This is a genomic window from Desulfosporosinus sp. BICA1-9, from assembly GCF_000802135.1.
On sequence record NZ_JUEE01000019.1, the window covers coordinates 1 to 12623 of the forward strand.

General features: G+C 42.4%; 9 protein-coding genes and 1 pseudogene. 7 read left to right on the forward strand and 3 right to left on the reverse strand.

Features of this window, described 5'->3' with window-relative positions; all coding sequences use genetic code 11:
* The coding region (locus tag JL57_RS02290; RefSeq protein WP_034140444.1) for a LysM peptidoglycan-binding domain-containing protein at nucleotides 1-1674 on the forward strand (1674 nt) is incomplete at its 5' end.
* A 78-nt stretch (nucleotides 1675-1752) separates the two neighbouring features.
* Nucleotides 1753-2520 carry a lipopolysaccharide assembly protein LapB gene (locus JL57_RS02295; protein WP_034140445.1) on the forward strand — a complete coding sequence of 256 codons (768 nt, stop codon included), beginning with the start codon at nucleotides 1753-1755 and terminating at the stop codon, nucleotides 2518-2520.
* Nucleotides 2521-2837: 317 nt separating this feature from the next.
* On the opposite strand, the gene JL57_RS02300 is transcribed toward JL57_RS02295, so the two are convergent.
* A complete protein-coding gene (locus JL57_RS02300) occupies nucleotides 2838-3101 on the reverse strand; it encodes a hypothetical protein (RefSeq protein WP_034140446.1) in 264 nt (87 codons plus the stop codon).
* A gap of 344 nt (nucleotides 3102-3445) precedes the next feature.
* Between JL57_RS02300 and JL57_RS36185 the strand changes: the two genes are divergently transcribed.
* The 4 genes from JL57_RS36185 (at nucleotide 3446) to JL57_RS02315 (ending at nucleotide 7560) form a co-directional block, all read left to right on the forward strand.
* The gene (locus JL57_RS36185; RefSeq protein WP_366556969.1) at nucleotides 3446-3667 is read left to right on the forward strand and encodes a hypothetical protein; all 222 of its coding nucleotides are present in this window, start codon (nucleotides 3446-3448) and stop codon (nucleotides 3665-3667) included.
* 19 nt (nucleotides 3668-3686) lie between these two features.
* Nucleotides 3687-6248: an RHS repeat domain-containing protein gene (locus JL57_RS33305; RefSeq protein ID WP_291299604.1), complete on the forward strand. Its 2562-nt coding sequence runs from the start codon at nucleotides 3687-3689 to the stop codon at nucleotides 6246-6248.
* Nucleotides 6249-6320: 72 nt separating this feature from the next.
* Complete coding sequence (locus JL57_RS02310; RefSeq protein WP_034140447.1) at nucleotides 6321-7211, forward strand: hypothetical protein; 891 nt, start codon at nucleotides 6321-6323, stop codon at nucleotides 7209-7211.
* A 22-nt stretch (nucleotides 7212-7233) separates the two neighbouring features.
* The gene (locus tag JL57_RS02315; RefSeq protein WP_034140448.1) at nucleotides 7234-7560 is read left to right on the forward strand and encodes a hypothetical protein; all 327 of its coding nucleotides are present in this window, start codon (nucleotides 7234-7236) and stop codon (nucleotides 7558-7560) included.
* Between the two features lie 604 nt (nucleotides 7561-8164).
* On the opposite strand, the gene JL57_RS02320 is transcribed toward JL57_RS02315, so the two are convergent.
* Nucleotides 8165-8437, reverse strand: coding sequence for a hypothetical protein (locus JL57_RS02320; protein WP_291299603.1), 273 nt, complete (start codon nucleotides 8435-8437; stop codon nucleotides 8165-8167).
* Nucleotides 8438-8448: 11 nt separating this feature from the next.
* A complete protein-coding gene (locus JL57_RS02325; RefSeq protein ID WP_045691534.1) occupies nucleotides 8449-9639 on the reverse strand; it encodes an IS66 family transposase in 1191 nt (396 codons plus the stop codon).
* A 109-nt stretch (nucleotides 9640-9748) separates the two neighbouring features.
* On the opposite strand from JL57_RS02325, the pseudogene JL57_RS02330 reads away from it, so the two are divergent.
* A pseudogene (locus tag JL57_RS02330) lies at nucleotides 9749-12623 on the forward strand (hypothetical protein); the annotation flags it as partial.

A 12623-nucleotide genomic window follows, 5' to 3' on the forward strand; every position in this document is an offset into this window, starting at 1 on the left:
GAAGATCTTCCTGCCTATATGGTTAAGCCTCAGAGTAAGGTTCAATATACTTACGACGAAGCCGGCAATAGACTGACCATGACCGATGACGACGGGACAATCAACTATTATTACGATGACGACAACCGTCTGGTTTCGGAAGGCGGAAACGAACTTAAATATAACGAGGCTGGCGATTTAATCCAAAAGACGGATGAAAATGGAACTAGCAGTTACAGTTATGATGCAGCCGATAGACTTTCTCAGGTAACTGTAGCTGACGGAACTTCTGTAAATTACAGCTATGATGCCTACGGACGAAAAATATCCCAAGCAGAAAATTACTGGCAATATGACGGAAAAACCAAACACTTACGCGACCAAAGAACAGATTATCTTTATAGAGGGGAACAACTTCTTAAGGAATATACAGGAGAAGGCTCACCCCTTGCCGAATACTATACGGCAAACGGAAAGGTCATCGCCCGCAATATGTTCGGCTTCCATAACCGAAAAACCTGGGGAAATGCCGATAACATCAGAACCAGGGGCGGACTGATGTATTACCACTATGATGCCCTAGGTAATGTAACGGATTTGACCGACCGTCTGGGCGAGAATGTGGTTAAGTATCGTTGGGATGCCTTCGGAGGCATGTTTGCCGGGGTACTTGCCCCGTACAGTCGGATGGGCATAACAGGGAAGGAATACGATCCAAAGACAGGACTAGCCTTCTTCGGTTCACGTTGGTATAACCCTATGGTTGGGCAGTTTATCATGCCGGATACCTTCATGGGTCAACTGAACAAGCCGCAAAGTTTGAATACTTATGCTTATGCCTGGAATAACCCGGTAAACCGGATTGATCCAACCGGGCACTGGGTTGACAATAGTGATGGGACCTATACGGCCGAATCAGGGGATACTTTATGGGGCTTAGCTGAACAAACAACCGGTAATGGGAGCAACTGGACGGATCTTGGTTATACTGGAACACCGGAAAATCTACAAATTGGAGAAACGATTGGGACGTCATCAGGAGGGGGCTCATCAGGAGGCACGTCATCCAATGGTGGCGGCAGTTCGGGTAGCGGTTACAGCGGTGGAGACGATTATACTCCGCCGCCACCGCCTGAAGGGGGAAGTATCCCATTACCTGCGATTGTCAATGATACTAATCAGGGGACGGGTAATGCTGATTACAATGTAAAACCTGGAGATACACTTAGCGAAATAGCTCAAACCTACGGTACATCAGTTGATGCGATTGCAAATGCCAACGGTATTTCTAATCCAAACCTTATCAAAGCTGGTCAGAAGCTTTTAATACCCTCTGGATTAATTGGTATTGACTCTGGTGATGATTATTATGATGATCAGTATGACGATTTGTATGATAGAAATCTAAAAGAGCGAGGGCGGTCAAGTGACGCTAAAAAGAGAGAGGCAAGACAGATTGATGATGCGTGGGGTAAAGACAGGGCTACACGTGAGGAAAAGACAAGAGAACTACATGACGCAAAACAAGGCGGTAGAAATGATGACAATCAATCGTATAATGACTTGAAAAATGGAAACTTTAGAGACAAAGTAAGTGAAATCACAGGTTTAACTGGTGGAGCATTAACTATCTACTTGATACTTTCTGAAGGTTCAAGGTTATTCCCACCCAGAAACTTAGTGCCAGTACCGTAAGGGAGATTTAACTGAGTGAATGGCCGTGTATAGACGTTCACTCGGTTCCCCAATCGTTGTGCAGAAGGAGTTTATAAGATGACATCAGAAAAGTATTATGAGAAAGCAGAAATATATTACATTAATAGTCAATATGAAAAGGCATTAAGTTATTTCAAAAAGTCTTATGACTTGAAGGAGACTAATGACTGTTTGAATTATATTGGTTGTTGTTACCTAGAACTAAATAATTATATTTCAGCCATTAGTATTTTCAGAAAGCTCAACAAAAACTCCTCTGGATGGGAAAGACCTCTTTTTAACCTTGGAAGAGTTTATCTAAAGACAGAAAACTTTAAAAAAGCTTTATCGTATTTTCAAAAAGCAATTTTGTTAAACCCAGATAACGCAGATACAAATTATTATTTAGGTGTTTATTACGATAAGATTAAAAAATACGAAAGAGCAAAAACCTATTATGAAAAGTCATTGTTTATTGATAATAAGCAGCCTGAAACACACTTGAATTTAGGTATGTGTTATCTTAGATTGGATGATTATGAAAATGCTCTTAAAGAATTTAATCTTGCATACGACTATGACAATAATTGCATAGATGCAATTAAAAACCAAGGTTTAGTTTTCCTCGCTAGGAAAGACTACGTTGATGCTCTGAAGAAGTTTCTCTTTATGTCCGAAGTAGAACCTGATGATATTGAGAATATGTTGGATATCGCATTCTGTTACTACAAAATCAAAAATTTGGAAAATGCTCGTGAATGGATTAACCGCATAACAAAAGTTGATGCCAATAACGAAGAAGCAAATAAGTTATTAAAAGCAATTATTCGTAGGTCTTCAGTTTGAGATTGTAATACTAGTTATCAGGGTATTTTTCTAAATACTCTCTTGAGGTTCTTCTATTGTGACAGGTGGTACTGTGGTTTGGGCAGACTTGTAATAATAAACTAGCTGTAGAATGATAATTCAGCAGCTGGTTTTTCGGTACAACGATTCTAACAAACCGTTGTGGCACAAGGGTCCAGCGAAAAGTCGACTGGACCCTTTTTCTATTGCAGTGAATTTTGCCACATTTTGTAGCGAGCAAGTCGATGAGGGCATCGGTGAGTGCAAAAAAAAGGGGAAGGTTGCCCTCTTTGTGAGGAAAACTCATCCCCAATTTGTCACTCGTCCACTGTCTCCACGATCTCTAGTACCTCGTAGGTGTCCTTGTCCGCGATGACGTGGACGCATCGCCCACCACATGCTGACTTGACGGGGAACGTGGTAATTAGGCGTGGAGCCTCCAGAACAACTGAGTTCTGGATGACACCCTCTAGTTCCTCAGGGTGGAAGACAAAGGATTCCACTTGGGAAACGTAGATGTCGCTTTCCTCCAGTCCGTACTTCTCAACAATTGCCTTTACGTACATGCCGATAACATTCATTCTCAATACCTCCTTGCCATGTTCCAAACGCTCCTTCAAAGCAGAAAGGTAATTTGGTCAAGGAAATAATATATGTTCCTAACTTCAGTTGTTCCGGCGGATGACCTAAATCTGCAGTCAGCAGCCCCTAACGTGACCCTAAAATAGCGTCAATACTGACGAAGCGACAAATGAAAAAGTGTCTCATACATAGACCAGCGGGAAATCAAATTCCGTTGGTCTTTCTTTCTACCTTTCGCAGAGAGTCAAGCATACAAATAAAGAGGAGAAAAAACATGCAAAAACAAGAACAAATCGAACTGAACTAGGGGGCATAAGAGATAGTACAAGGCTTAGCCCGGTACCTGACGGAGGACAGCAAGCCTCCCGAGACTGTTGAAAGCTACGTCGGTGACATCACAGGCTTTCTGGCGTACCTCGCGCAGACGGGCACCGACTTCACTGGTGATCTCAAGCGATTCCGAATCACCAACTATAGAAATAACCTAGTAGAAAACGGCTACGAGGTGTCCACCGTCAATAAGAAGATTAACAGCTTGCAGTCGGCAGATAAGTTCAATCACTAACAAGGGGCCGCAAGGGATTATTTCCTCCTTAGCATACCAGTATGACTCTGTTGGGAACAGAATAGCTCAGGTGGAAGAAGACGGGGCCCAAACAACCTACAGTTATGATGATAATGACCGGCTTATTGAAGCTAATTATCCACGGGACAAGATCGAAAAGATCAGAGAGACCTACCTAACTCCACCGAACAGCCAGCAAGGGCCGGGACAAGATAACGGGCTTCATAACGGTTGGGATAACGGCAATGGAAACAGTGGAGCCGACAATGGCAAGGGCAATGGTAACAGTAACGGAAATAAGCATACCCAAAGCAACAATTTCTCCCTTTTCTCAATGGATACGGTTAAATCAGCCAGCCTAGAAAATGGGTTCTACCACATTTTCGGCCACGGCAACAGCGGTGGAGGTAACAACGGAGGAGGAAATGGTGGAGGTAACAGCGGAAGCGGCGGAAATAACAATGGAGGAAGCAATAGTAATAACGGAGGCGGTAATGCCAATAGCGGAAACAGCGGAGGAAATGGCGGACTAAACGGTAATACAGGCGGAAACGGTAACGGTGCTGGAAATGAAAACGGAAATGGCAACGGGAATAATGGTAACCATGGTGATGGAAACAATGGCAATCACGGCGACGGTAACAAAGGTAATATTAATCCTCACGGCAATAATGGTCGGGGTAAGGCTTTCGGAAAGGACAAAGCAAAACAGAATAAAAACAAGTTTGTAAAAACAATAATGGAGGAAGATCTTCCTGCCTATATGGTTAAGCCTCAGAGTAAGGTTCAATATACTTACGACGAAGCCGGCAATAGACTGACCATGACCGATGACGACGGGACAATCAACTATTATTACGATGACGACAACCGTCTGGTTTCGGAGGGCGGAAACGAACTTAAATATAACGAGGCTGGCGATTTAATCCAAAAGACGGATGAAAACGGAACCAGCAGTTACAGTTATGATGCAGCCGATAGACTTTCTCAGGTAACTGTACCTGACGGAACTTCTGTAAATTACAGCTATGATGCCTACGGACGAAAAATATCCCAAGAAGAAAATTACTGGCAATATGACGGAAAAACCAAACACTTACGCGACCAAACAACAGATTATCTTTATAGAGGGGAAACTTTGCTCAAGGAATATACAGGAGAAGGCTCACCCCTTGCCGAATACTATACGGCAAACGGAAAGGTCATCGCCCGCAATATGTTCGGCTTCCATGACCGAAAAACTTGGGGAAATGCCGATAACATTAGAACCAGGGGCGGACTGATGTATTACCACTATGATGCCCTAGGTAATGTAACTGACTTAACCGATCGCCTGGGCGAGAATGTGGTTAAGTACCGTTGGGATGCCTTCGGCGGCATGTTTGCAGGGGTACTTGCCCCGTACAGTCGGATGGGCATAACAGGGAAGGAATACGATCCCAAGACAGGACTAGCCTTCTTCGGTTCCCGTTGGTATAACCCGATGGTTGGGCAGTTTATCATGCCGGATACCTTCATGGGTCAACTGAACAAGCCGCAAAGTTTGAATACTTATGCTTATGCCTGGAATAACCCGGTTAACCGGACTGATCCAACCGGGCACTGGGTTGACAATAGTGATGGGACATATACAGCCGAATCAGGGGATACTTTATGGGGCTTAGCTCAAGAAACAACTGGCGATGGGAGCAACTGGACGGATCTTGGTTATACTGGAACACCGGAAAATCTACAAATTGGAGAAACGATTGGGACGTCATCAGGAGATACGTCATCCGGAGATACAACATCAGGAGGCACGTCATCTGGAGGTACAACATCAGGAGGTGCGTCATCTGGAAGTACAACATCAGGAGGCACGTCATCCAATGGTGGCGGCAGTTCGGACAGCGGTTACAGCGGTGGAGACGATTATACCCCGCCGCCTCCACCGCCTGAAGGAGGAAGTATTTTATTACCTGATGTTCAAAACGTTAGTAGTGATCTTACCCATCAGGGGACGGGTAATCTTATTGCCTCTACAGATCCGTATTTTGGACTTGACCAAGAGAGTACAAGAGAAAAAATTGATAAACTTTTAGAAGCGAGTAAAATGCATAAAGCAGTTCAACAAGAAGTTGCTCTTCGATACGGTCCGTTTATCATAGAATATCCCATTAAAGGAGGAGGTAAAAATGGAGGATATGGATCTATTGATGTATACGATCCATTTACAAGTGAGGCTTGGGAAGTAAAACCTGATAATGCCTACTATACTAGAGGTGAAGGAAGTAAGCAGTTAGAAAGATATATCAAAGCTGGGAATGGAACAATTGTTCCAGGCCACATACTGGAATCGTTTAGCTTTACGTATAATAGTGATATGACTGTCAGTGTAAGAAGTGGTAGTTCTCCCTTTAAATATGAATCAGGGATGATATATTATTCTGCTTCCTCAAATCAGAAGCAGCCGAGTACTGAACCTCAAACCAGTATATTGGGTGAATCTGCTGGTGCATTAGCAGGTGCTGGCGCAGCATATTGGATAATTTCAGAACTCTCTAGACTTTTCCCGCCAAGAAATCTAATTCCTGTTCCATAGAAAAAAAGGATTTATGAGAAGAGGAAGTATTCCTCTTCTCATAATAGACCGATAAGAAGGAGAGATGAACACTTGAATGATAGAATTTTTGATCGAAATATTTATTTTGATATAGCAACATATGATAAGCTTAGCGAAAAAAATATTGAATTAATAGACCTATTTAATGTACTACTTAAGGAAATTGTATTCCAGTATGAAAGACCTTTGGTAATACAAACGGAAAAGAAAAATGGACGCAAGAAAATATATCGATTTACTAAAATAAACTGGGATAAGATCTGCGATATGATATTAAAAGACGAAATGCAATACATTTATTTATTCCCTGACCCTGACACATATGATGAGTTTAAATATGATAATCCAGCAACTGCTTTGAGTATTACCTGTGATTATAACTTTGAAATGGAGAACTATGGTTCTTCTGAGCTGGTAGCTAATAGTATTGCTTTTTCAATAAGCGAAAGACTGATTGGTAAATTAATACCTGAAGAGATTCAAAATAGAATTGTTAATCTATTTAAAGAACTATTTACTGCTGTTAACGGAACAACCGGATACTTGTCATATGAATATTATTATGCAAGGTGGTCACCGCAAGCCTCTTTATTGGAAGGATTATTAGATTTAGATTATGATTTTCATTCACATAATTTTAAAGAGCTGGCTAGAGGTTATTATTGGGGAAATATCATTAGTGAAGGACATATTGAAAAATTAGGGGGTCTGGATTTTATTAAGAAGCAAGCCCCTTGTTATAAAGTTGAAGAAATAAAATTTAATAATAAAAAAAATCTGTATTTGCAATTGACACCGGATATAAACAATTATTCGGATGACGCTCTAAAGGAATTGAAAAAGTTCTCCAAACCAATTTTACCAGAAGAAGAAATGGATAAAATTATTGAAAATGAAAAACGAGGTATGTCTAGGAAGTACGGCAGATTAGTTTTCGATTAATTTAGAAGCGGAGTTGATTCAAATGGGTATACCAGTGGAACAAAACGAAAAGGTTTATTGGGAAGACTTAAACTTTGAAATACACATTGTCGGGGAGTTAGATGGGGAAATTCTAGATGCATTTCGTGAACTTATCAATAGTTGGTATATCTTGGGAGTACATTCTACTTTTGGAGGTCCAATTCATTCGAAATCTGACATTTGGTATGAAGATTCAATTGTTGGCTTCTCAATAGATATGGGCAGTGCAGAAAAAGAGGCGGTAGAAATTTTACTTTGCGCTGTAGAAGGTTTTGCTGAGTTCCACAATATTATTATTGATAAAGTAGTTTTGGGAAGGGGTATGTAAACCCCTATGTTTAAAATGATATAGCTTTGTAGTAAATTCAGAGTAACTTTTGTCCTATCTACATTTGAAGGTCACGGCGACCTTTTCTTTTTCCTCACGCAGACCGAACCGGAATCCGGCTGAATCTGCTTATGGCACCCGGAGAGTACCGCCGTGGTCAGGGCCTGTCAACAATTATTTTTTGTATGGCGTATTTTCATCTATATTTAGGCCCGGGTTATAAAGGGAACGGTTCAATCGCTTCACTAAGTAAACAGGAGAATACAGAATTACAAATATCTCTGGGGAAATTTAGGTAATGCTTTCATATAAGAAATTGACTTGCTGTTTAACCGTTGATTTGAAAAGGCTGAATATTACGTCATTCATCTTTTTCAAATCAACTCGAATACCCATTCAAGAGGGTGATAACGTTTGATTTTACAAGTTTCCCAGGGGTGAAGATGAAAATTTGCCGTTTTTGAAATTTACTCAGCTAGCTGAATAGATTTTAAAAACGGCAAATTTTAATGTAGAGTTTGGTAAGCGGTGGAACAAATAGCGTGGTACAAAAAAATCGCCCTGATTTTCAACTTATTGAAAATCGAGGGCAATTTTAACGTTCTTAGAAAAATCCTTCACTTGCAACATCCTTAATGTATTTATACTGTTTACGGATCAATTTCTTGAACTGGGCATCCGATAGATCATCGTACTTATTGGTTCCTTCTTCTACTAGATAATCATAAATAAGTTCTGCATAGTCTTTGTCTTCCCTGACCATCTTCCGATAACGTTTTTCTATCTCATAGGGAAAATCCAGATAAAAGTCTATAATATCGATTTCTCCATCTAAAAAGGATTTCGTCATATCCATTACGAAGTTAATATTAGTCATCGCCATCCTGCTTATTTTCCTTCCTCAGCTTCCTTTTTAGTTTTCTTCGCATAACAGAATTCCGGCAGCGTATCTGACCATGGCATGTGGCAGTCCAATGAGTTCGGCTTGCTATAAAAATCAAGATTGGGCAGACTCCTCAATATGTGAACTAGATATTCATAAGGATCCAAACCATTGGCTTTTGCCGTTTCTATGATGCTGAATACCAGCGCACTGGCTTCGGCACCCTGCGGGGTGTCGGAAAAGAGGAAGTTCTTTCTTGCCACAGCTACAGCTTTCATAGAAATCTCACTCATATTATTAGAAATAGGAATACGCCCATCCAGTAGGAAGTTCGTAAAGTACTCCCTGTGATTCATTGTATACTTGAGGGCCTTCTTTAACGGCTCTTGATTGGTACTCACATTTTCAGCCCATGCGAAAAAGGCATTTAGAACAGGAATACTCTGTTCTAGACGCTTCTGTTTACGTTCCTCATGCGGTAGCTCTTTCCATTGCTTTTCAAGTGCAAAAAGTTTGTTGCAATAAGCTCTTCCTTTGGCACCGGCAGAACCCGGAATCTCCTTTTTGCTACTGTTCAGTGGAATAGCTTCCAGGTAGTATCGTCTCAGGTGCGACCAACATAAACAGCGCGTTATGTTTTCCACCTTTTCATATCCTGCATAGGCATCCGAGATATGGTAACCGGAAAAACCATCCAGAAACTTTCTGGCATTTTCGCCTGCTCGGGTTCGGGTATACTGGAACAGAATGACCGGTGTGTTCTCATACTGACCGTTCCGATGCAGCCAGAAGTACGATTTGCTCGATGCCTTCCGGCCTTCCTCCTTATTGCACTGGATGGTCGTCTCGTCACTCATGACAATATCATAGGTGATTAGCTTTTCGCGCATCCTTTCACACATTGGCTTCAGCCAGGAGGCAGCACACTGTATCACCCAATTTGACATAATTGATCGGGTCAAGTCTATGCCCATACGTAGCCATTCCTTTTCCTGACGGTAGAGGGGAACCGCCATGGCATATTTCTGGTACATAATCCATGCAACGCTCGTTGCGGATGCAAGGGAGCGTTGCATAACCGGCGCCGGAACAGGTGCTTTCTTAAAAACCGCGTCTGGATAGTCATCCGTGGTTCCGCAAGTGCTGTGAAGAACGGAGGGGACGGTTCTTAAAGGGCGCAATCGGAAGTTTTGCACGTCGAAAAGGCTCAACTCTCAGGTGTACTGAAAGTTGAGCCGTAAAGATAACTTGTGAATGCACCGCAAAATTTTTGATTGCCCCGGAAGAATGAAGTCGCGGGTTGTAATGCGCTATGGAAAAGCAATCTTTTTCACTATATTTCGACACATTTCCCTGTTCTCTTACGATCCTCTTAACAATCTCATTTCTCAAACCGATCCAGAAGGGAAAGTTACTGACTATCAGTATGACACAGCCGGTCGACGTTCTGTTAAAACTACCGCAAATGGCGATATTTGGGAATATAATTATGATAATAAAGGAAATCTAGTTGAACAAAAAGACCCTTTAGGCCAAAGTACTGCTTATATGTATAATCCCTTAGGCAAATTAACCACAAAAGTTGACCCGGCAGGCAGGGTGTCTAGTTATGAGTATGATCCGATGGGCAACTTAGTTAAAACAGTTGATCCTGCCAGAAACACGACTAGTTTCCAATATAACGCTCTCAATATGCTTACCGCTCTAACCGATGCTTTGGGTCAGACTACCCAGCTGCAATATGACTTTTCCAATCGCATGGTTAAAGTCATTGATGCGGGTGGTAACACAACGACCAGAAATTACGACGTTTTAAACCAGTTAGTCAGTGTCACAAATCCTTTGGGCAACCAGACAGCTTATGACTATGATCCGACGGGGAACCTTATAACGGTTAAAGATGCCAATAATAATGTGACCACCTTAAGTTACGATGATCTAAAAAAAGTTACTGGCAAAAGTGACCCTGACGGTGCACTTACTGCTTATCAATATGATCAAGTCGGAAACCTGATAAAGCAGACTGATCCCTTAGGATTCTCAACGACGTACGCCTATGACGGCTTAAACCGCCTTATCTCCTTTACTGATGCCAAAGGTAACCAAACCGGATACCAATATAGTCCCACAGGTTCGCTACTAAAAGAGACAGATGCCTTGGGATCCAGGAGCACATACCAGTATGATCTTTTAGGCAACCTAACCTCGTTTACTGATCCCAACGGCAATACCAGAAAGGTTACCTATGATTCTTTAAGCCGCAAGACTATGGAAAGTGATCCCTTAGGGAATAAAACCACCTATGAGTATGATCCGGTGGGTAACCTAACCAAAGTGACCGATTCCCTGGGCGTGAGCAGGAATTTCCAATATGACCTTTTGGATAACCTGGTCAAGAGCATTGACCCCGCGGGTAATACCACCTCATATGAATACGATCCGTTAGGTCGGAAAACCAAACAGACGGACACCCTGGGACGCTCAACTCTCTACAACTATGACTTTGCCGGAAGACTAACCGGTGTCACCGAACCCAGGGAAGGGAAGACCAATTACCAATACGATCCCGCAGGAAACTTAAGTGAAATAACCAACGCTTTGGGCAAAACCTGGAAGAAGACCTATACCCCTTTAGACCAACTTTTATCCGAGCTTACTCCTTCGGGCAAAGAAACAAAGTATTCTTATGATGTTAACGGCAGACTTAAAGAAAAAACAGACCCCATGGGCCAAGTAAGCGCATTTGAGTATAACCTCAGAGGCGAATTGATTAAAGTTAACTATAACAACCAGTCCAGCGATACTTTTGATCGAGATGAACTTGGCAATATCACGAAGGCGGGTTATCCCAACGGTTCGGAAGAATATACCCATGATGCTCTAAATCGAATTACAAAACAAGTGATGTCCAACGGTAAAACCATGGACCTAGCGTATGATCCTGTGGGTAACCTCACTCAGATCACCGATCCGGAGGCCCGGATTACAGCTTATCAGTATGATGCTTTAAACCAGGTAACAACCCTCACCGACCCAGAAGACCGGATAACATCCTTTAACTACGATCCTCTGGGGCGAATACTGGCACAGGACGATGCCAATGGCGTAACAACGAACACAACCTATAATCTTGCAGGGCAGATAAGTTCAATCACTAACAATGGGCCGCAAGGGATTATTTCCTCCTTAGCTTACCAGTATGACTCTGTCGGGAACAGAATAGCTCAGGTGGAAGAAGACGGGGCCCAAACAACCTACAGTTATGATGATAATGACCGGCTTATTGAAGCTAATTATCCACGGGACAAGATCGAAAAGATCAGAGAGACCTACCTAACTCCACCGAACAGCCAGCCAGGGCCGGGACAAGATAACGGGCTTCATAACGGTTGGGATAACGGTAATGGAAACAGTGGAGCCGATAATGGTAAGGGCAACGGCAATAAGCAGGTCCAAAGCAAGAGCTTCTCCCTTTTCTTATATAATAAGCTTAAATCAGCTAGCCCAGAAGACCCGATTTTCCACTTTCTTGGACTCGGGAACGGAGGGGGAGGAAACAGTGGCGGAAATAGCGGAAGCGGTGGCAACGGCGGAGGTAGTAATGCCGGAGGCGGAAGTAATAACGGAGGCGGTAATGCCGGTGGCAACGGTGGCCTAAACGGTAATGCAGGCGGAAATGGAAACGGAAACAATGGCAACCACGGTGATGACAACAACGGTAATATTAATCATCACAGAAATAATGGCCATGGTAAGGCTTTCGGAAAGGACAAAGCAAAACAGAATAAAAACAAGTTTGAAAAAACAATAACGGAGGAAGATCTTCCTGCCTATATGGTTAAGCCTCAGAGTAAGGTTCAATATACTTACGACGAAGCCGGCAATAGACTGACCATGACCGATGACGACGGGACAATCAACTATTATTACGATGACGACAACCGTCTGGTTTCGGAAGGCGGAAACGAACTTAAATATAACGAGGCTGGCGATTTAATCCAAAAGACGGATGAAAATGGAACTAGCAGTTACAGTTATGATGCAGCCGATAGACTTTCTCAGGTAACTGTAGCTGACGGAACTTCTGTAAATTACAGCTATGATGCCTACGGACGAAAAATATCCCAAGCAGAAAATTACTGGCAATATGACGGAAAAACCAAACACTTACGCGACCAAA